Source organism: Salinigranum marinum, assembly GCF_024228675.1.
Classification (GTDB): domain Archaea; phylum Halobacteriota; class Halobacteria; order Halobacteriales; family Haloferacaceae; genus Salinigranum; species Salinigranum marinum.
Genome location: NZ_CP100463.1, coordinates 239,039 through 258,967 on the forward strand (window position 1 = coordinate 239,039; position 19,929 = coordinate 258,967).

Sequence of the window (19,929 nt, forward strand, 5' to 3'; positions counted from 1 at the left end):
GCTGTGCTGTCGCTGTGGTACGTATGACCGACTTCGACGTCCTCGTCATCGGTGGCGGAACCGGGAACAACGTCGCGGCGGCGGCGGCCGACGCCGGGCTTTCGACGGCGCTCGTCGAACCGGGGCCGCTCGGAGGGACGTGTCTCAACCGCGGCTGCAACCCGTCGAAGATGCTTATTCAGGCCGCTAACGCGGTGAACCACGTCCGGGACGCTGAACGGTTCCACGTCGACGCGGCGCTCGACGGCGTCGACCACGCGGCGGTCGTCGACGAGATGGAAGCGCTCCTCGGCGGGATCTCCGAAGGGATGCAAGCGCGGTATCGCGAGAAGGAGAACCTCACGCTGTTCGACGAGTACACGCGGTTCGTCGACGACCGGACGGTCGTGCTCGGTGGCGCCGAAGTCACCGCCGAGAAGGTCGTCGTCGCGGCGGGGAGCCGTCCGATCGTGCCGCCGATCGACGGCCTCGACGAGATCGACTACCTCACCAGTCAGGACGCCCTCTCGCTGCGAGAGACCCCGGACAACCTCGTCGTCATGGGCGGCGGGTACATCGCCGTCGAACTGGGCTACTTCTTCGACGCGATGGGCGCTGACGTGACCATCGTCGAGATGATGGATTCGCTGGTCCCGCGCGAAGACGGGGACGTCGCCGACGCGTTCACCGAAATCGCCGCCAAGCGGCACGAAGTCCACACCGGCTATCGCGTGACCGCCGTCGAGGGGACGGCCGCCGGCGTCCGCGTGCGCGCCGAAACCGAAGGCGGAGACGAACTCGTCGCCGACGGGGACGAGGTGTTGGTCGCGCTCGGGCGACGACCCAACAGCGATACGCTGGACCTGGAGGACACGAACGTCGCGGTCGACGACCGGGGGTTCATCGAGACGAACGAGTACCTCGAGACGACCGCGGAGGGCGTCTGGGCGCAGGGTGACATCGCCGGGAACGCCCTGTTCAAGCACGCCGGCGACTACGAGACGCGTGTTACCGTCTCGAACGTCGTCCGGGACGAAACGCGAGCGATCGACCTCTCAGCGATGCCACACACGATCTTCACCGAACCGCAGATCGCCGGCGTCGGGGCCACTGAGGCGGAACTCGTCGACGGAGGGGTCGAGTACGTCGTCGGACGGGCCGACTACGCCGACTCGGCGATGGGGCGAGCGAAAAAACTCGACCACGGCTTCGTGAAGGTGCTCGCCTCGCCCGACGGCGAGATCCTGGGTGCACACGCCATCGGATACGAGGCGTCGACCCTGCTCCACGAGGCGGTCCTCGCGATGCGCGCCGAGCTCACCGTCGACGAGGTCGCCGGGACGATCCACGCCCACCCGACGCTGAGCAAGATCGTCGAAGCGGCGTTTCGAGACGTCCCGGCGTAGGCGATTTCTTACGCCCTCCCGCTCGACACTGCGTCGGACGAACGTCTACTCTCAGTTGCGCGGCGAGCGTTCCGATCGCGCCGAACGTGTTACAGTCGGGCTCGAAACTCCTCGGCCCGTCGCTCGCCCAACGTCGTCAGCTCCTGGATGAACTCCGGGCTCCGGTCGACCTTCGTCGAGCAGTGATACGCCCGGCCCATCGGGATCCGGTGGATCTCGGTCCTCGTGAACTCGCCCTCGGGGAGGTGGCCGGCGTCGACCCACTCGTTGACGCGCTCGATGACCCGGAGTTCTTGATTCAACGAGATGTTGCCCGACAGTTCGTTGCGGCGATCGGCGATCGCTTCGAGCGAGGTCGGTTCACCCTCACGCTCCTGAGGGTTGACCTGGATCACCCACAGCTCGTCGGGCTTTCGGTCGGCGTCGACCGTCATCAGGTCGTCTATCGGTGGATTCTGGCTGAACAGCCCGTCCCAGTGGTAGTGTCCGTTGATCTCGACCGCCTCGAAGAGATGAGGGACCGCTGCGCTGGCGAGCACCGCCTCCGGCGTCACATCCTCGTTGGTGAACGTCTCGAAGATGCCAGCGTTGATGTTCACCGTGCCGACGACGAGTTCGGGCGTGTCACGGCGACAGAGGTCGGGAACCGCGTCGAAGTCGATGTGCCGCTCGAGCACTCGTTTGATCCGGTTCTTTCCGACCGTCGAACCGGGTGTGAGATACGGACTGAGCTGTGGAGCGGGAAAGCCACTGCTCTCGATTCGAGAGAGACCGACGACCCAGTTGTTGGCGAGTCGGTCGGAGACGCTATCGGCTGCGAGATCCTCCCAGAGCGCGTCGAGCAGTTCGATCGACCGCTCCATGTCGGCCGTGACGAGACCGTACCACGCCGCGAGCGCGTTGAACGCCCCGCCGGACGTCCCGCTGATCCCGACGAGTTCGTCCGCGTCGTCCCACTCGCGGAACAGCCCCTTCAGCACGCCGGCGGTAAAGGCGGTGTGACTCCCACCCCCCTGGCAGGCGATCGCGACCCTCGTCCGTTCACCCTCACTCATACGTCGTGGTGTAGCCGCCGTCCCAGAGCAGGTCGCCGCCGTTGAGATGTTTGCCATGACGGGAGAAGCCGAACGTGAAGAGGTTCGCGACCTCGGCCGGTGTCATCATCTCCTTCGTGCGCGCCTGTCCGAGCATCACGTCCTCGACGACCGCGCGTTCGGAGATGCCGCGCTCCTCGGCAGTGTCCTCGATCTGGTCGACCATCAGCGGGGTGAGGACGTATCCGACGCTCACCGAGAAGCCGCGGAGCGTTCCTTCGCCCTCGGCAGCGATAGACCGAGTCAGTCCCTGGAGCCCGTGCTTGGCAGTGATGTATGCGGGTTTGTCCTGCGTCGCGTAGTGGCCGTGGACCGAGGACATGTTGCCGATCGCGCCGACGCCGTCGTCGGTCGCGCGGATGTGCGGCATCGCGAGTTTCGCGGTCAGGAACGGAGCGCGCAGCATGATGTCGAGGAGGAGGTCGTACCGCTCCATCGGGAACTCGTGGATCGACGCGATGTGTTGCATCCCGGCGATGTTCGCGACGTATCTCAGTTCACCCGTCTCCGCGGCGACCTCGATCATCGTCTCCACGTCGGCGTCGTCGGTGAGATCGGTCGGGACTGGGTGGATCTCCCCCGACGCACCGACGTCGTCGGCGAGGTCGACCGTCGCTTCGAGTCCCCCTTCGTCGATGTCCGCGCCGACGACGGTGAGGTCGTTCGCCGCGAGGGCGACCGCCGTGGCCTGGCCGATCCCCGAAGCCGCACCCGTCACGACGGCCGTCGTCTCGGGAGTGAAGTGTGGATCGTTCAGCACGAGCAGGTCGTCGGCGGTCAACTCCGGTTCCGTGAGATCGAACTCGGTGGACATGTTCGCACGGGAACGAACGCCGAGCGGTCGTATAGTGCTACAGCGGGTGTGTGACGGGGGCGCACAGGGGGCTGCGTGCCGGTGGCCGCCGGTTCAGCAGACCGTTCCCCATCGAACACCTCAGTCAACAGCCCGGCACCGATCGCCTGCGAGGAGGAAGAGGCCGACGACCAACATGAAGCACGGGCTGAAAAAGAGCGCGCCCGACGAGGGGGTGATCGCACCGGTTACCCTCGCGACGGGACGGCGACCACTCCAGTGGCGCCGAAGAGGCCACTGTACATCAGGGTCCGATTACGACGCATGGTCCGTTGTCATATGAGCTGCCGTGTTCGAGGTCGATGCCGGGACGGCTACTCGAAGAGCGCTGTGACTAGCTCTTCGTTCGGCGTCCAGCCGACGAACTCCCCGCCCTCGAACGGAAGGTCGACGGAGGCGATGTAGTTACACAGGCCGACGTAGAAGTCGACGAGCAGGCCGATGGCGACGACTTCGCTCGGCGCGTAGTGTCGGGTGAGCGCGTCGTGGATCTGGTCGGTGACGGTCCCGGACTCGACCGCACGGGCGTACTGGAGGAGGACGAACTCGGCGTCGTCGAACAGCGACAGCTCACCCCCGCCGATCGCTCTCATCTCCTCGATCGTGACGCCGCGGTCGCGGGCGATGTCGACGTGTTGGTGCCACTCGTAGCGAGCGTTACGGGCTCTCGCGACGGTGAGGATCACCAGTTCCTTGCGCCGGTCGCCGAGTTGGTCGTACAGGACGTTCAGGTACTCCAGCGTGGCTTCGAGGACCTCGGGGTTGTGCGCCCACGCGCGGAAGATGTGGCGGTCGCCGAGGTAGTCGTCGGTGAACAGGTCGTGGTACTCGTCGGGGATCTCATCGAGTTCGAGCAGCGGGAGTCGTGACATGATCGGGTTGAGGCCGTGTCATCGGTCCGGACTCGACGACGCTCGTCGTCCGGACACCCTCACCGGCCTCGACGACGATTACGGCACCTCAGCCGGTGGCGACGGGATCACGGTGAGGGGAGCGAGTTACCGGACACAGCCAGTCGCATCAGATTCGGGCGGCGCAGTAAACCGCGACGCGGTCGGTGAGCACTCGTGCACACGCGCGAAAGGATTGATACTGATGTCGACAGCAGTCCAGTTCGCGTCGACAGCGCGTCGTCGAGCGCTCCGCGACTGAAACGCGCGGGGGCTCTGCGTCCCCGTTGGGCGCTGCGTCGGGGCGTCGTGGACCAGTCGCCGGCACGTCGGCGAGCGACTGCCGGTCTCTCGCGTCGGGCGCTTTCGAGGTTACTTACGCCAGAAGGCCCGCGCGCAGGAAGCCACCGAGGACGACACCGGAGACAGCTTAGCGCCTACATTCAGCGACATCGCGATGCGGTCGGTGTGTCTCGCTGCACAGCCCCGAACCGACGGCCGAGCCCGTGGCCCGTCGGTTCGTGGGTTCAGGAGGGGATCACGGTGAGCGTGCCGGTCGCTCCCGCGACGACGAGGAGGTAAAAGACAGTTCCGAGGGCCGCACTACCGAAGACGGTTCGGTCGGGGTCGCAGTCCGGGAGGGTGTGCCGAACGACCGGAACGGCTCTGATTTCGGGGTGCGTGAGCACGTGATTCGTCGCGACGGCGAACACGCCGATCAAGACGGGTCCCGGGAGGAGACTATTGACGACCGCCAGCAACGTCCCCGTCGTGGCGTCGGAGAGGGCGACAGTGGCCACCGGGCCGAGCACCCCCGCCGGGTCCGGAAGGACCGGGAGCGACCCGCCGTATTTCGCGTACACGAACAGGAGCGGGCCCCCGACGAGTGCGGAAAGTTTGCTCCCGCTGGCCGCTCGCGGCGAGGCGAACTGCGGGAGGACGAGCAACCCGACGACGAAGACGAGGTTCATCCCGATCCATGGACCGAGCGCTTGCAGCGACAGTGGGAGGCCCGTCGCGAGGATGCCGACGCTGAACCAGTCGAGACTCAGCAGCTCGGTGCGCGGACACGACCCCGAGAGGACCTGCTGTCGGTGGACCGGGTGAGCGAGGTGGAATCCCGCACGAAGCGCGAGGAACGTCGGGACCAACAGCAGATAGGCGACGACACGGAGCTGCAACCCGGCCGGGGAGACGACCGCACCGAGGACGAGCGCCGTCGAGAAGTCGAGCACGCCGTTGATGAACCAGAAGGTCAGCAACGAGGGGGCGAACAGACAGCCGCTCAGGAACGCCGTCAGGTGCCCCGTCGAGAACGCAAACTCGCGTGAGAGCAACTCGGAGGCGGCCGCTCGGAGGCTCAACCAGCGCCCCCGAGCGAGACGAGATCCAAGCGGCGATGAGTCCGAATTCATCGAGTACGTCGCGGCGGTTCCACGCGAGCGCTCGTTACCGTTCCCGGGTCGAGAGTTCGTTCGTCGTCGCCGCGCGGTACAGACAGTGGAACCCGGCGACTCGTCCGTAGAAGGCCAGGAGGACGTCGGTTCGGAGGTCCGCGTCGGATCGATCCGCGAACGCCTCCCGTGCGTCGTCGATCGATCGCTCGACGTGGGGCGGGACCTCGGGCTCGTCGACCGAGCTCAAATACGCCCAGACGAACGCCGATTCGAGGCGGTCGAAGAGCGAGTCGTCGGGTGAAAAACCCGCTCGTTCGGCGGCCGTGAGCCCGTAGTATGTTCGGGTGACGAGGTCGACGGCGTCGTCGACGCCGTGGTCGCTGAACGACTCGGTCGTCGTGCAGTCGCCCGTGCTTCTTTCCTGACCCGGGTCGAACTCGCCCATACACGGAGAGTCGGTCCGGGGAGACAAGTAAGCAGTCAGCGTGTGCCGTCCGGATACACGACCGACGAACCCTCATATCCGAGGTAGAGACGGCCGGGTGGGGGACCGTGGCTCCCTCTCGTCGTTCGACCCGCTCGGCGACAGCGGTCTATCCCTCGAGTCGGAGCCAGTCGTGGTCGTCGAAGGGACAGTCGTACGCGATGTCGAGTCGTTCGTACACCGTCGCGGGGATCCCGATGTCCGCGACGAACACCTCCCCGCCGACCCCGATGAGTCCCGTTTTCGGGAGCGCGAGTGTGACCGTCCTGTCCGGCGTCACTGTCGCCCCGAGCGGTTCACCGGTCGTCGCGTCCGTTCCGGACGGGACGTCGAGTGACAGGACCCGCGCGGAGTGGTCGTTCATGCTCTCGATGAGGGTGCTCGCTGGCGGGCGAACCGTCCCTGACAACCCGTATCCGATGAGTGCGTCGACGACGACCGAGTCCGCGACGGTCTCGAGTGACGGTTCGCTCGTGGTGACGGGGACCGACATCTCCGCGAGGATCCGGTGTTGGTGCGCGGCGGCACCAGTCAGTTCGTCCGGAGTTCGGTCCAAGACGACCTGCACCGGAACACCTCGATTCGCGAGATGTCGGGCACAGACCATCCCCCCACCCCCGTTCCCCCCGTTGCCGGCGACGACCGCGACGGACCCGGTGTGGAGGTCTCGGACGTGCCAGGCGAGTGCGCGGCCTGCGTTCTCCATCATCTGCATCAACTGGAGGCCGATCCCCTCGACGGCGACCCGGTCGACCGCTCGCATCTCGGCGGCCGTCACCGCACTGATCTCGCGGCCGGTGGCTGTTTCGAACGACTGTCGAGTCACACCCGACGATGCGGGGCGGCGTCTCAAATACTCACTGTCGCACGGCCGACCGAGGCGACCGTGCGACGACCTACTCGGCGTCGCGGACGACCCACCGCGTGCGTATCCGATTCGGATCCTCGGCCACCACGAAATCGTCAACCATGTTCACAGAGCGACCGATCCAGCGGGAACGGCGGACGGCTCAACCACCCGTGTCTGATTGTCGATAGCCGTATGCTCCGAACGGTCGACAGAGGATGGATCGTTTGGGCGATCCAATCAGTATTCAGCCTCACTCGTTGGTCAGCGTTCCGGGGGTGCCGAGAGACGGTGATTTCGACTGAATCGTTCGAACTGATACGGCCCGTCGCTCGTTCTCACGAACGACGAGGGACGGCCGTGCCACGGCGGGCGATACGTTGACCACGCTACGTGTTGTGCCCCCGATGGGGACAGAGCGCCCGTCCGCCCGCTGAATCCAAGCGCTCTGCTTCCCGCAGACAGTGTCTGTGCAGAAGTTGAGACCGGAGCTCTCAACCTATAGGTGACGGAGTTTGTCTGACCACCCACACTAGTTCTCCCTACTCCGCCATCTCGAACTCGAACCGTGCTCCACTATCTGTTCCCTCAGTCACTGACAGCTCCCAGCCGTGAGCTTCCACGATTCGTTTTACAATAGTCAACCCGAAACCAGTGCCACCACGGGCCGACGAATGGCCCGGTTCGAGAACTTCTTTCCGCTTGTCTGCTGGGATTCCTCGCCCATCGTCTTCGACGTGAATTCTTTGTTCGCCATAACATCCGACACGAACGGTCACGTCAGAGCCACCGTGTTCGACAGCGTTCCGGAACAGGTTCTCGAACACGTGCTGTAACCGGTCGGGGTCGCCTTGGAAAGTCATCTCGTCGACGATTTCGATGGTCGCGTTTTCGGTGTCTACTGTCGCCCAGCACTTCCCGACGAGATCGGTCAAACCGATTGACTCCGTCTCGTCAATCATATCGCCTTGGCGAGCGAGCGTCAATGTGTCCTCGACGATAGCGTCCATCCGGTCGAGCGCTTGCAAGAGTGGGTCAAGATGTTCGCTTTCTGCTTGCTCGGCAAGGAGCGTCGCACGACCCTGTGCGACGTTGAGTGGATTACGCAAGTCGTGCGAAATAACACTTGCAAACTCGTCGAGTCGCTCGTTTTGCTGGCGTAACTGTCGTTCCCGTTCGACGCGATCGGTCACATTCCGAGTGACCCCAATGAGGCGAGTTATCTCATCATCGGTGACAACGGGTTGCCTTGTTGAACGCAAGACAGCGTCGGGGTGGGGTTGCTGATCTACAATTTTACGGCGCTAAAGACGGCTTCTCGCCCTCAGAAGATGCAGTAGCTGTCACTCACAGCGGTTGCTGATGAGTCAAAACTATGGTACCTTGCTCCATTGTTCCGGTGACGGCGGCGATGCCTCTCCCGGATACGTCCGGAGAAGGGGAGCAGACGGCGAGCCCTAACTCGCCGCCTGCGTCAGGTTATGCACGATGCACTTGCGAGTCAGCTCCCGGAACTGGCCATGCCAGCTCCGGGAGCGGAGCTTCTCGCCGTCGTCTTCCTTCAACTGCGAGAAACCTGTCTCGCTCATCCAGCGTTGGTTGTAGTCCTCGTTCATCCGGGCGTTGTGGGCCTTCTGCAACGGTGTCTGCTCCCTGTGCTTGATCAACGGTCGCGTTGAGTTGGAGCGACACTCCTCGCGGAGGTCGCTCCACGAATAGTTCGCATCAGCAGACAACACACGCAGGTCTTCCGCGTTCCGGCGGAAGACCTGCATCCCGATGTGGCCGTCCCAGGCTTTCTTCGTCGTGAAATGAACGTCCTTGATCGCCAGCGAGTTCACGTCGATCAAGATCGTCGTCTTCATCGACTGGAACGAGTAATTCGCGCGGTCGCGGTAGTGGTAGCTGGTTTGATCGCGCTGGAAGCCACTCGCGTCAATCGCGGCTTCACCACTCCAGCCCGCCTGCTCCGCCGAAGCGCGGAGCAGGCGGCGCAGGTCACGCATCCGGTACTCTTGTTCCCACCGGCAGAACGAACTGTAGTGCGGTGCCTCGTCAAGTTCGAACACGGCGAGGACACCGGGCATCTCGTTAAGATAGTCTTCAGTCTCACGGAGGCTCTTCTCCAACTCGACGCGGTACAGAATCAAGGCGATCTGCACCCATTTCGCGTACCCGCCCGCGCCGTCCGGCGCGGCGGGTACTTCCGGGTCGTCAACGTGCTGTTTGGCAAGATCTCGACACATCCGTGCTAGCCGTCTGAGCGATGCCATATCGCCAGACGGCGTCCAATTACGGGTTAGCGTGACGGAATCTTCCCGTGAGAGCGTCTGAAGCTGCCGTTAGTCGACCGCAAAACAAGGCACAACGGGTGCAAGCTTCGTTTGCCAGAAGCGTGCTCCCTCCTCGACCCGTAGCTCCTCTTGGTACGAAATTGGCTCACCAACGTTGACACAGCAGTGGTAGTTTGCTTCGAGGCCCGCCCCCTGCTCGTCACCGAATACGTTTCGTGGCGTCCGGCCTTGCACTTCCTCGGTCGTAATCCCAGTTTGTCGCTCATAGGACGGACTGAGCCGTTCAAATTCGAATCTGACAGCACCATCATCCGCCTGTTTAACGTCGATAAGAAAGATCGGTCCTCCACGTTGTTCAACAGGGCTTCGTACTCTTCGGCGAGTTCCCGAACTTCGATCTCGTACTCTTTTCGCTCAGTGATATCTCGACTGCTGAGGAGAATCCCATTGATCAGGCCGTCGTCAAGTCGATTCCTCATTGTGGCTTCGATCCAGCGCCACGATCCGTCAGCATGCTGGAACCGGACTTCGACAGTCTGAGGTTCAGACGGGGTCGATAGAACGGTCTCGACCGCCTCGGCGTTTCGCTCTTGATCGTTGGGATGGACGTATTCGTATCCCTCGTGGCCAACCAACTCGTCAGGTTCGTAGCCAAGAATGCGTGTGACGGCTGGACTGACGTAGGTTATCGTCCCGTCGGTATCGACGACTGTTGCAAGATCGTTCACTTCTTCAACGAGCGTCCGATACCAGTCAGCCCCGTGTTTATCATCCTCGCCGGGGGTCGCACCGTCTTCCATTGATCCTAATGTGATCAGTACATACAAAAACAGTCCCAAACATCAACAGAAGGCATCGGATCATCCCTCCGCAAGCGCCTGCTGGACCGTCACCTCGACGGGCGTCTGCTCGATGGGAACGACCGACTGCAGGTCCCGGTCGGGGTCGACCGTCACGGGGTTTCGCATACTCTCGGCCAGCGGCCGGGCGATAGCGTACTGGACGTCCGTTGTCAGTCGGAGCCAGTGCGAAGAGAGTCCCGGGGACATCACCGGCACCGGCACGATCAGGACCCGCTTTCCCTTCTCCTCGGCGGTCAACTTCAGCAGGGACTCGTAGGACCACACTGTCGACGCGCCGATGTCGTAGATGCCGCCACGGGTCTCCTCGACGTCGAGGACGCCGACCAGATAGGCGACAGCGTCGTCGATACCGATCGGCTGGCACGGCGTACGCACCCACTTCGGAACCGCCATCACGGGCAACCGGTCGGTGAGGTCGTCGATGATGCGGAAGCTTGCGCTGCCGGCACCGATGATGATCGCCGCCCGGAGGACGGTCAGATCGAAGCTTCCGGCCTCGAGCACCGACTCGACCTCCCGGCGAGATGCGAGGTGTGGCGAGAGGTCCCGCTCGTCGCCGCTGATTCCGCTCAGGTAGACCACCCTGTCGACGCCGGCCGCCGACGCCAGCTCCCGGAACCGGCGGGCGTAGGTCCGGTCTAGCTCCGCGAAATTCTCGGCCGTCAGCGAGTGGATCAGGTAGTAGGCCACATCGATCTTCTCACAGAGCCCCTCCAGCGATGCCGGATCGCCAAGGTCGCCTTCGAATATCTCGACATCGTCGGGGAATCTCGACTGGCTCGCGCTCCGGGAGAAGGCGACGACCTCATGGCCGGCCGAGCGCAACGACTCGACGAGCCGGCCGCCGACGAACCCGGTCGCTCCAACAACGAGGACACGCATTGTTGAATGTACGGACCGTTACCTCAAGGGTGTTCGGTTGGCCTACTACCTCCGTGGTGAAAACAGCGAGGGCAGTTCGTCGGGCTGTGACCGGCGACGATACTTGGTCTCGCCGTCTCTCAAGCTATAGTAATCTCCAGAAGTTTCTACTCCCATCTCTCAGAGCATTCCAGGAATCGATAGAGTACACGTATATTCGTCAGTTGACACCGCAAAGACTTCCAGATTCTACCATAGACCAACTGAAAAAGATATTACAAGACTCCAGGAACTGAGAGCGAGGAGTCTCTGGCGACCCGCAGTGCTTCGGGTCGAGGTTGGGGGTGTTTTGTCCGTCGGCCCCCTATAACACGTAATGAGTGAACTCCCAGAAACCCTGGCGGGCGTGTCCGACGTCGACTGTACCGGACTCCAGGCCCTGGTCACGGGATCGACGAGCGGAATCGGCCGCGCCGCCGCGCTGGCGCTCGGCCGACTCGGCGTGGACGTCGTCGTTCACGGCCGGGACCCACAGGCCGGCGCGGAAGTGGTCGAGGAACTCTCCCGGACTGGCGCCGACGCGACGTTCGTTCAGGCAGACTTCGCGAATCTTGAGGCGGTCCAGGAGCTCGCGAGCGCTGTGCGCGAAGAGACCGAGGGGCTCGACCTCCTCGTCAACAACGCCGGCGGGCTGTTCCGGAACGGGGGGCTGACCGACGCTGGCGTCGAGTACACCTTCCACATCAACCACCTGTCATCATACCTGCTGACGGCTGACCTGCTCGATCACCTCCGTGAGGGCGCCCGGATCATCACGACTGCCTCCGACGCTCACAAGGGGGCCTCGCTGGATCTGGACCGGGTGCGGGGCGCCGATCGATACACCGGATTCAAAGCATACAGCCACTCGAAACTCGCGAACATCCTCTTCGCCACGGAACTTGCCAGAAGACTCGACACAACCGATCGCGGAGTCACCTCCAACAGCGTCCATCCGGGCGCGATTCCGGGGAGTGGATTCAGTCGGTTCCTCCCTGGACCGCTCCCAGGCCTGTTCCAGCGACTCGAAGCGGTCCCCGGGGTGACGTCCGTCGCCGACGGGGCCGCAGAGATCCTGTTCGTCGCCGTCTCGCCACGCGCTGCGGAGGTCTCCGGGCGGTACTTCACGAACCAGCAGCCGCGCATCCCTTCGGAGGCCGCCCGAGATAGCGAGGCTTCCCGGCGGCTCTGGTCGGAGAGTGCAACGCTACTCGGCACCGAGGAACCACTGGTGGAACGCGACCGAGACCCCGTCGCTGCCGGTGATGGGACAGCCCCGGGTGACGTCTGACTCCCCCAGCATGAGTCACGACCGTATTCACGCACGGGGGCCCGCCCACCACCGTGATCGGTGGTCGGTCGGGACTATCGCGTCGGTCGCGGAGCGGGACGGCCACTGTGTCGTCACGGTCACCCACGAGGAGGGCGAGACGATAGACCTCGTCGTCACGCTGGCCGTTCGCGACCTGTTCGTGAGTCGGCTGGATATCGACGAGGGTGAGTCACCCGTTGGCGAGCGCGTCTGGTACGGAAACGCGGCGGTCACGTGTCCCAGTCATAGACCTGAGATACGTTTCTCACGATCACATCCAGGTCCTTCCGATCATCTCTGTGGTTGACGCAGGTTACAATCTGACGACGCAATACCTGATACTGTGAAACGCGTTTGCTATCATATACAGCTTATCGTCAACCAATCACCGATTACGCTGTTGACCCGCCCCTCGGATTGGAGCACGGGAATTGATCTGCTGAAAGGGAACTTCTAGAAGGGTGCGGTCGGGGCTCCATCATCGCCTCCACCGCTTTCTCCGCTGTCGGTTGTTTCTCCAGGGAATGACGGGCTCTTGTCGCCGTGGCCACTCCCACCACCACCGCCAGTGTTAGCCTGAACGGTCTCTATCTCGGCAATCTCGTTCACCATCCGTTTCTTGATTGCCTGGATCGTCATCGGCGAGATACCGCACCCGCTACACGCACCCCCGAGTTGGATGCACACTTCGCCGCTTTCTCGGTCAAGGTTCTGGATCGCTGCCGATCCCCCGTGCATTTCGATTTGTGGGAAGTTCTTCTGTAGGAAGGTCCCGATCTCCTCGCGCAGGTTCTCCTCACTTTTGACTTCGGAACTCATATGCCCCCTGTTTCGACTCTGGCTGTATAACTCTGAATCAACATGATTTTTGATTTGTTTCAAAGTGACATCACCAGCGGTATAATTGGTGCCCCGACTCTCGAGTGGCCGGGGGTGTAGTTACTGCCAGGTTCCGCCACTGAATCTTTTATTTCTTCCGACCGTCGATCCAGTGATGACCGAATTCGATCCAGAGAAATTCGAAGAGAAATACGTGCATTATTTCGAGGAACTGGAGACGGCATACTCGAACGCGTATCAGCAACTCCACGGGCAGGCTAACTCAGAGGTGCTCCGCGCTATCGACCGGCAGGTGCTCAACGAGAGTGAGCCGGTCTACGAGGGTGATGGACAATTTCGCGTCACCTTGCCCGACGACGTCGAAGAGCGGAAACAGTCCTTGCCCGGCGACGAGGAGACCTTCGATGCCCTTCTCACTGAGTTCGTCGATCGGATCGAAAATGAATTACGCCAAATTTTCGGATTTGAAGAGTAAGCGCGGGGTAGGGTCCTTTGATCTGGAGGGCGGATAAAAAAAGTAGTCTCGACGAATACAGCGGTAGCGATATCCTTGCGCTCTCGCCCCCTGCTCTGCTGAATTGAATTATATTTGATCGCTACGCTCGCGTGTGGCTTCTCCGATGCCAGCGTTCGCTGAACAAGCAGGACACGCGTACACTACGCCACTCTCCTCGCCAAACACTCGTATGAACCGATCTGAAACGTGCTCTCCGCAGGTACTACATTCTGGCATGGTGTTATCGATACGGTATGCATCTGACCACGGATCTGGGAGTGGCGTCGTCTACGCGATTCATCACAGCCCCAATGCTGATCAGAGCGTCTGTACACCCACGATAGTGCGACACGACACCGGTTGGGACAGCGACCGAACGATGAACCGACATATCAGTATCTATCATCGCTCAGTAGAACTCCCGGACGAGGTCCATCGCGTCGTCCGGGGCGCCGTCGGGAATGTCGGCCATGTTCTCGGTGAGTCCTTCGCGCTGTTCCCAGGGGATGGAGCCTTCGTCTCGGTAAATGATGCCCTGATACTCTTTGTCGGCGTCGAGGATGGCATCTTTGGCATCGTCGTAGTCGGTGGGGTCGTGGTCACTTTCTTGTAGGTCGACGATGGAGTCTCTGAAGTAGTCGTAGGTGTCCACGTCGTTGAACGTCACACATGGTGAGTAGACGTTGACGAAGCCGAAGCCGTCGTGTTCGACCGCCTGCTGGACGATCTCGGTGTGGCGCTGTGCGTCCGACGAGAACGACTGGGCAATGAACGTCCCGCCGGCAGCCAGCGCGAGCGCGAGTGGGTTGACCGGCGGCTGTTTCGGACCATCGGGCGTCGTCGACGTCTCGAAGTCCTCACGCGATGTCGGCGAAGCCTGCCCTTTCGTCAGCCCGTAGATGCGGTTATCCATTACGACGTAGCTCATATCGACGTTGCGACGGACGGCATGGATGAAGTGGCCCGCACCGATCGAGTACCCGTCACCGTCACCACCGGCGACCATTACCTCCAGGTTTGGGTTGGCCAGCTTTGTCCCAATGCCAACCGGCAGGGCGCGACCGTGGACGCCGTGGAGCGCGTAGCTGTGCATATAGGTGCCGATCTTCCCCGAGCACCCGATACCGGCGACGACGAACGTGTTGTCCGGGTCATTGCCCGTGTTCGCGAGCGCGTTCATCATCCCGTTCATCGTCCCGAAATCACCGCAGCCGGGACACCAGGTGGGCTGCTTGTCGGATTTGAAGTCGGTGAATCTGACGTCTGAGCTCATGTTGTTATCCTCTCTGCCTCCCGATCTTGACAGCCGGATTCGCCGGCGTATTGTTTCTCATTCCCGGTCACCAGTCGCTCAAGTGATTGCCTGTCATCACTTCGATTGTTTCGGTGTGTTTCCACCTACTCGTTCAATTCCTGCGTCAGCGAGTTCGGTTTTCACTGCCGGGGGAAGCGTTTCGAGTGTCTCGTCTACTTGTGGAGCAACTGATATACCGTCGACTCTCAGTGCCACTAACTTTCCACGATTGCCCTGTGCGGCGACCTCGAATTCGAACGGGCGATCCTGTTCGTCGAGCGCATACACCCAGACTTTCGAGAGGCCGTTTGCACTCTCCCAGTGAGCGCTGTTGAGGACGCTGAGACTCCCTGCAGGGGGAACACACGGCGAGCCACACGCCTGGCACTGACCTGGATGAGGCGAGGTGCCGACGTACTCGTAGTCGGTTCCGCATCGGTAACACTGCAATGCCAGGATCATCGTCAGCGCTCGTCCACCCGGAGTTTAGAGCCTCCCCGCTCGTCCCGGGTCAACGTCGATGGCGTCGACAGGACAGACATCGACACAGAGCATACAGTCGATGCACTGGTCCTCGTAGGTGGGGTCGGCCTTGATTTCGGACTCGGGGTGGCCAGGGGTATCGGTCCACTCGAACACGTCAACGGGGCAGTCCTCCAGACAGGCCCCGTCCGCAATACAGATGTCGAAATCCACTGCGACATGGGTTCCGTGGATGCCCTGTTTGTCCTCCGTTGGTTCCTCACCATCTGTCGTCCATACCCGGTGGTCCTCGTGGCGGTCAACTTCCTCGTAGGTGTTCTCGAAACTCGAATCGATAGCCATTGAGATATCCTCTAGTACGTTGTTTAGCGATCAGACGACCTGGTCACTACCCGAGCGATCCCTCCATCTCGAGTTCGATGAGCCGGTTCATTTCGACCGCGTACTCGATGGGCAGTTCCTCCGTGAGCGGCTCGATGAAGCCAGCGACAATCATCTGCTTGGCGTCGTCGTCGTCCAGCCCACGCGATTCGAGGTAGAAGACGTCCTCGTCGCCGATCTTGCCGACCGTCGCCTCGTGGGCGACGTCGACCTTGCTCTCCTGAATCTCCATGTAGGGCATCGTATCCGACGTACTCTCGTTGTCGAACATCAGGGCGTCACACTCGACGGAGGTTGAGGCGTTCTCGGCGCCGTCGGCGATGTGGACGAGGCCGCGGTAGTTCGTGCGGCCGCTGTCCTTGGAGATGGACTTGGATTCGATGGTTGATTTCGTGTCGGGCGCGTTGTGGTACACCTTCGCGCCGGTGTCGATGTTCTGTCCTTCGCCAGCCATGGCGATGGTGATGTGGTTGTCCGTTGCTCCCGGTCCGTTGAGGATCGTGGAGGGGTACAGCATGGTGGCCTTCGAGCCCATCGAGCCCGAGACCCACTCCATTGTGGCGTCCTTTTCTGCGATGGCGCGCTTGGTGTTGAGGTTGTAGGTGTTCTTCGACCAATTCTGGACAGTCGAATACTGGACGTGAGCGTTCTCCTTGACGAACACCTCGACGCCCCCGCTGTGGAGGTTGAACTCCGAGTACTTCGGGGCGGAACAGCCCTCGATGTAGTGGACTTCAGAGTTCTCCTCGGCGACGATGAGCGTGTGCTCGAACTGGCCCATCCCCTCCGAGTTCATCCGGAAGTACGCCTGCACGGGCATGTCGACAGTTGTGTCCTCGGGGACGTAGACGAACGAGCCACCCGACCAGATCGCGCCGTGTAGCGCCGCGAATTTGTTGTCGCTGGGCGGGACGGCCTTGGTCATGAAGTACTCCTTGACGATGTCTTCATGTTCCTGGACGGCCTTGTCCATGTCACAGAAGATGACGCCCTTCTCTTCCCAGCGCTCCTGCATGTTCTGGTAGACGATCTCGGACTCATACTGAGCGCCGACGCCCGAGAGGGCGTTCTTTTCGGCCTCGGGAATGCCCAGTTTGTCGAAGGTGTCCTGGATCTCCTCGGGGAGGTCTTCCCAGTCCTCGGCGCCGCCCCGCGTCTCGATGTCCGGGCGGATGTACGGGACGATTTCGTCAATATCGACCTCCGAGAGGTCCGGCTGACCGGGCCAGTCGGTCGGCATCGGCATCTCCTGAAACTGCTTGAGGGCGCGCAGGCGTCGTTCGAGCATCCACTCGGGCTCGTCCTTGTCTTCGGAGATGACCCGGACGGTCTCCTCGGTCAGGCCCTTCTCGGTCTCGAAGGCCGATTTCTCCTCCTTCTTGAACTCGAAGCGTGCTTCGGTATCGGTGTCCTGAAGATGGTCCTGTTCCGAACTCATAAATTCACGTTGAGACTCTGTCCCCATAAGTTTGATTTATAACTATCTTTGATAGCTATCTGAGCAAATATTCTCTAAAACTCCTATATTGAGTATCTAAATTGCTAAGCGAATTTTTCGATATAAAAACTTAGTATCGCTCAGATGCAACAGAGCTGTATGGTATCATTGCCCACTGATTGTCCATCCAGGAAGCAGTCAGACAACCGATCTCCGCTCAGAGTTAGTATACCCAGCTCGTATGCTAGCTTCCGGAGTGGCCGGGATTGGGATATCCGTTTGTCCAGCCGGCAGTGCCGCTCCCGGCTTCTTTCCGGGGGTAGCTGAACGTGACTGAATCATTTACCACGTCAGGAGTTCGCGAAGAAAGCCGTCCAGAGGAACACGAAAAAACAGGTGAAGAGGAGCAAAATGAACCATCGGCCAAAACGTGTCCCGAGTGCAGTGGACGCATCGTCCACGACGAGGCACAGGCCGAAACCCACTGTCAAGACTGTGGTCGCGTAATCGAATCAGATCAGATTGACCGCGGGCCTGAATGGCGCGCGTTTGATTCGCGCGAAAAGAACGACAAGTCGCGGGTTGGAGCCCCTCAAACCCAGCAATTACACGATCGTGGCCTGTCGACGGTTATCGACTGGCGAGACGAAGACGCGTATGGACGGTCGCTCTCGTCCCGTCAGCGAAAGAAAATGCAACGCCTCCGGAAATGGGACGAGCGATTCCGGACAAAGAACAGTCAAGAACGGAATCTAAAGCACGCGCTGGGAGAAATTAACCGGATGGCGTCTGCGCTTGGGTGCCCCGATCCGATCAGGGAAACGACGGGTGTATTGTACCGGCAGGCACTGGAAAAGGACATGCTCCGGGGCCGATCGATTGAGGGAATGGCGACAGCAGCCCTCTACGCCGGGTCACGTCTGGAGAATGCACCCCGGACACTCGATGAAGTTGCTGCCGTGAGTCGTGTCGATAAGCTTGAAATAGAGCGCACCTATCGCTATCTCGCAGACGAGTTGGAGCTGGAAATGGCGCCAACGGACCCTGAAGCATACATTGCTCGGTTCGCTTCCCAGTTGGGGTGTCCGGATGAAACGGAACGCCGAAGTCGGGAACTAACCCAAGCCGCGGTCGAAGCGGGTGTTCACAGTGGGCGAAACCCTGTCGGGATTGCCGCAGCAGCGCTGTATGCGGGTGCCAAGCTCACACATCAGGACGTCATTCAGGACGATCTAGCCGAAATCGCTAATGTTAGCAAGGTCACGATTCGGAACCGGTACACAGAGATTCTCGAAGCAGCAGAAGAGGTGTCGAGTGGGTGAGCAGATCTAAGCGGAAAGCCGTCCTGTTTTGTTCGTCATGTGGGCACGAAAGCCCTATTGAAGGCGATTGGAACGCTCCTTCTGATAGTGGCCAGTACCGGCTCGAATGCCCAGACTGTGGATCTCGGCTATTCGCCTCTAGCTAGGGGTCAGCGCGTCATAGAAACGTTCACAGCCAATCTACTGCGGCGCAGCTAGAAGTGAGAGATGTTGGAATAGGTATAGGAATAGGGAGCGTTGCGAGATATAGAGCATCTATTCAGCAGTTCGGATGAGAGGAGAGATAGTTTGACGAGTATGACCTAGTTCGCTATATCTAAGAACGAATACACGCTGATACGCAAGATATTTTCGCTTTCAATCAGATGTTCACGCAATGACTGGGGATACCCTGTACGACCGGCTTGGAAAGAAGGAAGGGATTCGGACGGTCGTTGACGACTTTTATAATCGGCTTCTCGCAGACGCCGAGTTGGGTCCGTTTTTCGAGGGAGCGGATATGGAGAAACTCCGCCGAACGCAGACGGATTTTTTGTGCGAAGCAGCGGGTGGCCCGGAAACGTATGACGCTGAACCAGTCCGTGAGGCACATTTCCACCTCCCGTTCACCCCCGATCATATCAAGCGAGCCGTTGAGTTACTGCATGATAGTTTAGACGCGTTCGACGTGCCTGAAGAGGATGCAGACGCCGTCGTTCAGGCAATCGCCGCATACGAAGAGGATCTATTAGCAAGACCCGACGACACCGACGAAGAGTGAGCCGATAAACTGCAACAAACCCGCCTCACAGACGGGGAGGCTTTTGACCGTGGATCACGCTCTATCGGTATGCCCGGACGAAATGTCCTTGGCGAGGAACTTGCCACCTGTAGTACTGATCCGAGGACTGGCTTTGACCGCGATGGCTGCTGTGGAACGCATCCCAACGATCGAGGTAGACACGAGCTTTGTGCGGTCATGACCGACGAGTTCCTGTCGTTCAGTAAAGAACAGGGTAACGACCTCGTAACGCCGCGTCCGGAGCTGGCGTTTCCCGGGCTTGACCCCGGCGATCGCTGGTGTCTCTGTCTCGGACGGTGGATCGAGGCGCTGGAAGCCACGCAAGCCAACCGTCTCCCGGTGACGACCGTCCCACCCGTAGTTCTCGAAGCAACCAATGAGGCAGTGTTGGATTCCGTGGCTCTGGAGACGCTCGAAAGCCACTCCTACGACGCGTGAGCATCCGACGGATATGAGATCGTGCGAGTATACACGATAATTTCGACTGCTCTCGCTTCGGTGTTCATCCTCACTGGTGTGATGATGATGATGATCGTTCTCCGACACCCTGTCTAGTGAGTATTTGTAATTGGTGC

At 61.0% G+C, this 19,929-nt stretch carries 23 protein-coding genes and 1 pseudogene; 8 read left to right on the top strand and 16 right to left on the bottom strand.

Going from position 1 to position 19,929, the window contains the following annotated elements; genetic code table 11:
- Positions 1-23 precede the first annotated feature (23 nt).
- Positions 24-1,385, top strand: a complete 1,362-nt coding sequence (locus NKJ07_RS23325; protein WP_318570953.1) for a dihydrolipoyl dehydrogenase family protein — start codon at positions 24-26, stop codon at positions 1,383-1,385.
- A gap of 89 nt (positions 1,386-1,474) precedes the next feature.
- Here NKJ07_RS23325 and NKJ07_RS23330 read toward each other — a convergent pair whose 3' ends face one another.
- The 10 genes from NKJ07_RS23330 to NKJ07_RS23380 form a co-directional block, all read right to left on the bottom strand.
- The gene (locus tag NKJ07_RS23330) at positions 1,475-2,440 is read right to left on the bottom strand and encodes a patatin-like phospholipase family protein (protein WP_318570954.1); all 966 of its coding nucleotides are present in this window, start codon (positions 2,438-2,440) and stop codon (positions 1,475-1,477) included.
- Positions 2,433-3,293, bottom strand: a complete 861-nt coding sequence (locus tag NKJ07_RS23335) for an SDR family oxidoreductase (protein ID WP_318570955.1) — start codon at positions 3,291-3,293, stop codon at positions 2,433-2,435. Before NKJ07_RS23335 ends, NKJ07_RS23330 begins: the two co-directional genes overlap by 8 nt.
- 353 nt (positions 3,294-3,646) lie before the next feature.
- Positions 3,647-4,204 (bottom strand): carboxymuconolactone decarboxylase family protein, encoded by a 558-nt coding sequence (locus NKJ07_RS23340; RefSeq protein ID WP_318570956.1) that lies wholly within the window; start codon positions 4,202-4,204, stop codon positions 3,647-3,649.
- A 545-nt stretch (positions 4,205-4,749) separates the two neighbouring features.
- Complete coding sequence (locus NKJ07_RS23345; RefSeq protein WP_318570957.1) at positions 4,750-5,637, bottom strand: hypothetical protein; 888 nt, start codon at positions 5,635-5,637, stop codon at positions 4,750-4,752.
- 34 nt (positions 5,638-5,671) lie between these two features.
- Positions 5,672-6,064, bottom strand: a complete 393-nt coding sequence (locus NKJ07_RS23350) for a hypothetical protein (protein WP_318570958.1) — start codon at positions 6,062-6,064, stop codon at positions 5,672-5,674.
- Positions 6,065-6,212: 148 nt separating this feature from the next.
- The gene (locus NKJ07_RS23355) at positions 6,213-6,929 is read right to left on the bottom strand and encodes an NAD(P)H-hydrate epimerase (protein WP_318570959.1); all 717 of its coding nucleotides are present in this window, start codon (positions 6,927-6,929) and stop codon (positions 6,213-6,215) included.
- A 563-nt stretch (positions 6,930-7,492) separates the two neighbouring features.
- On the bottom strand, positions 7,493-8,143 hold the full coding sequence (locus tag NKJ07_RS23360) for a sensor histidine kinase (RefSeq protein WP_318570960.1): 651 nt from the start codon (positions 8,141-8,143) through the stop codon (positions 7,493-7,495).
- A 264-nt stretch (positions 8,144-8,407) separates the two neighbouring features.
- Positions 8,408-9,223 (bottom strand): IS5 family transposase, encoded by an 816-nt coding sequence (locus NKJ07_RS23365; RefSeq protein ID WP_318566907.1) that lies wholly within the window; start codon positions 9,221-9,223, stop codon positions 8,408-8,410.
- 26 nt (positions 9,224-9,249) lie between these two features.
- Entirely contained in the window at positions 9,250-10,044 is a 795-nt protein-coding gene (locus NKJ07_RS24525; RefSeq protein WP_425504791.1) for a PAS domain-containing protein, read from the bottom strand.
- A 60-nt stretch (positions 10,045-10,104) separates the two neighbouring features.
- Positions 10,105-10,989 (bottom strand): NAD(P)H-binding protein, encoded by an 885-nt coding sequence (locus NKJ07_RS23380; protein WP_318570961.1) that lies wholly within the window; start codon positions 10,987-10,989, stop codon positions 10,105-10,107.
- A gap of 355 nt (positions 10,990-11,344) precedes the next feature.
- Here NKJ07_RS23380 and NKJ07_RS23385 point away from each other — a divergent pair, with 355 nt between their 5' ends.
- The gene (locus NKJ07_RS23385; protein ID WP_318570962.1) at positions 11,345-12,298 is read left to right on the top strand and encodes an SDR family NAD(P)-dependent oxidoreductase; all 954 of its coding nucleotides are present in this window, start codon (positions 11,345-11,347) and stop codon (positions 12,296-12,298) included.
- Positions 12,299-12,308: 10 nt separating this feature from the next.
- Positions 12,309-12,536: pseudogene (locus NKJ07_RS23390) on the top strand (DUF7861 family protein); the annotation flags it as partial.
- Between the two features lie 236 nt (positions 12,537-12,772).
- On the opposite strand, the gene NKJ07_RS23395 reads toward NKJ07_RS23390, so the two are convergent.
- Positions 12,773-13,138 (bottom strand): NifU family protein, encoded by a 366-nt coding sequence (locus NKJ07_RS23395; RefSeq protein ID WP_318570963.1) that lies wholly within the window; start codon positions 13,136-13,138, stop codon positions 12,773-12,775.
- A gap of 175 nt (positions 13,139-13,313) precedes the next feature.
- Between NKJ07_RS23395 and NKJ07_RS23400 the strand changes: the two genes are divergently transcribed.
- Positions 13,314-13,634: a DUF5783 family protein gene (locus NKJ07_RS23400; protein ID WP_318570964.1), complete on the top strand. Its 321-nt coding sequence runs from the start codon at positions 13,314-13,316 to the stop codon at positions 13,632-13,634.
- Between the two features lie 108 nt (positions 13,635-13,742).
- Here NKJ07_RS23400 and NKJ07_RS24530 read toward each other — a convergent pair whose 3' ends face one another.
- The 5 genes from NKJ07_RS24530 to sufB form a co-directional block, all read right to left on the bottom strand.
- Complete coding sequence (locus NKJ07_RS24530; protein WP_425504792.1) at positions 13,743-13,892, bottom strand: DUF7563 family protein; 150 nt, start codon at positions 13,890-13,892, stop codon at positions 13,743-13,745.
- Positions 13,893-14,064: 172 nt separating this feature from the next.
- A complete protein-coding gene (locus NKJ07_RS23405; RefSeq protein WP_318570965.1) occupies positions 14,065-14,928 on the bottom strand; it encodes a 2-oxoacid:ferredoxin oxidoreductase subunit beta in 864 nt (287 codons plus the stop codon).
- Positions 14,929-15,024: 96 nt separating this feature from the next.
- The gene (locus NKJ07_RS23410) at positions 15,025-15,411 is read right to left on the bottom strand and encodes a hypothetical protein (RefSeq protein ID WP_318570966.1); all 387 of its coding nucleotides are present in this window, start codon (positions 15,409-15,411) and stop codon (positions 15,025-15,027) included.
- A gap of 24 nt (positions 15,412-15,435) precedes the next feature.
- Entirely contained in the window at positions 15,436-15,774 is a 339-nt protein-coding gene (locus tag NKJ07_RS23415) for a 4Fe-4S dicluster domain-containing protein (RefSeq protein ID WP_318570967.1), read from the bottom strand.
- Between the two features lie 46 nt (positions 15,775-15,820).
- A complete protein-coding gene (gene sufB, locus NKJ07_RS23420; RefSeq protein WP_318570968.1) occupies positions 15,821-17,251 on the bottom strand; it encodes a Fe-S cluster assembly protein SufB in 1,431 nt (476 codons plus the stop codon).
- Positions 17,252-17,580: 329 nt separating this feature from the next.
- Here sufB and NKJ07_RS23425 point away from each other — a divergent pair, with 329 nt between their 5' ends.
- The 4 genes from NKJ07_RS23425 to NKJ07_RS23435 all read left to right on the top strand — a co-directional run bounded on the left by NKJ07_RS23425 (position 17,581) and on the right by NKJ07_RS23435 (position 19,792).
- Positions 17,581-18,573 carry a transcription initiation factor IIB gene (locus NKJ07_RS23425; protein WP_318570969.1) on the top strand — a complete coding sequence of 331 codons (993 nt, stop codon included), beginning with the start codon at positions 17,581-17,583 and terminating at the stop codon, positions 18,571-18,573.
- Positions 18,570-18,719, top strand: coding sequence for a DUF8106 domain-containing protein (locus NKJ07_RS24630; protein ID WP_484593997.1), 150 nt, complete (start codon positions 18,570-18,572; stop codon positions 18,717-18,719). The genes NKJ07_RS23425 and NKJ07_RS24630 overlap by 4 nt, the downstream gene beginning before the upstream one ends.
- Positions 18,720-18,949: 230 nt before the next feature.
- A complete protein-coding gene (locus NKJ07_RS23430) occupies positions 18,950-19,333 on the top strand; it encodes a truncated hemoglobin (RefSeq protein ID WP_318570970.1) in 384 nt (127 codons plus the stop codon).
- A gap of 69 nt (positions 19,334-19,402) precedes the next feature.
- Positions 19,403-19,792 (top strand): DUF2237 family protein, encoded by a 390-nt coding sequence (locus tag NKJ07_RS23435; RefSeq protein ID WP_318570971.1) that lies wholly within the window; start codon positions 19,403-19,405, stop codon positions 19,790-19,792.
- Positions 19,793-19,929 lie beyond the last annotated feature (137 nt).

Bases quoted from the DNA above. Each gene is read 5' to 3' on its own strand.
- NKJ07_RS23325 (WP_318570953.1), top strand. From the start codon at position 24: ATGACCGACTTCGACGTCCTCGTCATCGGTGGCGGAACCGGGAACAAC.
- NKJ07_RS23330 (WP_318570954.1), bottom strand. From the start codon at position 2,440: ATGAGTGAGGGTGAACGGACGAGGGTCGCGATCGCCTGCCAGGGGGGT.
- NKJ07_RS23335 (WP_318570955.1), bottom strand. From the start codon at position 3,293: ATGTCCACCGAGTTCGATCTCACGGAACCGGAGTTGACCGCCGACGAC.
- NKJ07_RS23340 (WP_318570956.1), bottom strand. From the start codon at position 4,204: ATGTCACGACTCCCGCTGCTCGAACTCGATGAGATCCCCGACGAGTAC.
- NKJ07_RS23345 (WP_318570957.1), bottom strand. From the start codon at position 5,637: ATGAATTCGGACTCATCGCCGCTTGGATCTCGTCTCGCTCGGGGGCGC.
- NKJ07_RS23350 (WP_318570958.1), bottom strand. From the start codon at position 6,064: ATGGGCGAGTTCGACCCGGGTCAGGAAAGAAGCACGGGCGACTGCACG.
- NKJ07_RS23365 (WP_318566907.1), bottom strand. From the start codon at position 9,223: ATGGCATCGCTCAGACGGCTAGCACGGATGTGTCGAGATCTTGCCAAA.
- NKJ07_RS24525 (WP_425504791.1), bottom strand. From the start codon at position 10,044: ATGGAAGACGGTGCGACCCCCGGCGAGGATGATAAACACGGGGCTGAC.
- NKJ07_RS23380 (WP_318570961.1), bottom strand. From the start codon at position 10,989: ATGCGTGTCCTCGTTGTTGGAGCGACCGGGTTCGTCGGCGGCCGGCTC.
- NKJ07_RS23385 (WP_318570962.1), top strand. From the start codon at position 11,345: ATGAGTGAACTCCCAGAAACCCTGGCGGGCGTGTCCGACGTCGACTGT.
- NKJ07_RS23395 (WP_318570963.1), bottom strand. From the start codon at position 13,138: ATGAGTTCCGAAGTCAAAAGTGAGGAGAACCTGCGCGAGGAGATCGGG.
- NKJ07_RS23400 (WP_318570964.1), top strand. From the start codon at position 13,314: ATGACCGAATTCGATCCAGAGAAATTCGAAGAGAAATACGTGCATTAT.
- NKJ07_RS24530 (WP_425504792.1), bottom strand. From the start codon at position 13,892: ATGCCAGAATGTAGTACCTGCGGAGAGCACGTTTCAGATCGGTTCATA.
- NKJ07_RS23405 (WP_318570965.1), bottom strand. From the start codon at position 14,928: ATGAGCTCAGACGTCAGATTCACCGACTTCAAATCCGACAAGCAGCCC.
- NKJ07_RS23410 (WP_318570966.1), bottom strand. From the start codon at position 15,411: ATGATCCTGGCATTGCAGTGTTACCGATGCGGAACCGACTACGAGTAC.
- NKJ07_RS23415 (WP_318570967.1), bottom strand. From the start codon at position 15,774: ATGGCTATCGATTCGAGTTTCGAGAACACCTACGAGGAAGTTGACCGC.
- sufB (WP_318570968.1), bottom strand. From the start codon at position 17,251: ATGAGTTCGGAACAGGACCATCTTCAGGACACCGATACCGAAGCACGC.
- NKJ07_RS23430 (WP_318570970.1), top strand. From the start codon at position 18,950: ATGACTGGGGATACCCTGTACGACCGGCTTGGAAAGAAGGAAGGGATT.
- NKJ07_RS23435 (WP_318570971.1), top strand. From the start codon at position 19,403: ATGCCCGGACGAAATGTCCTTGGCGAGGAACTTGCCACCTGTAGTACT.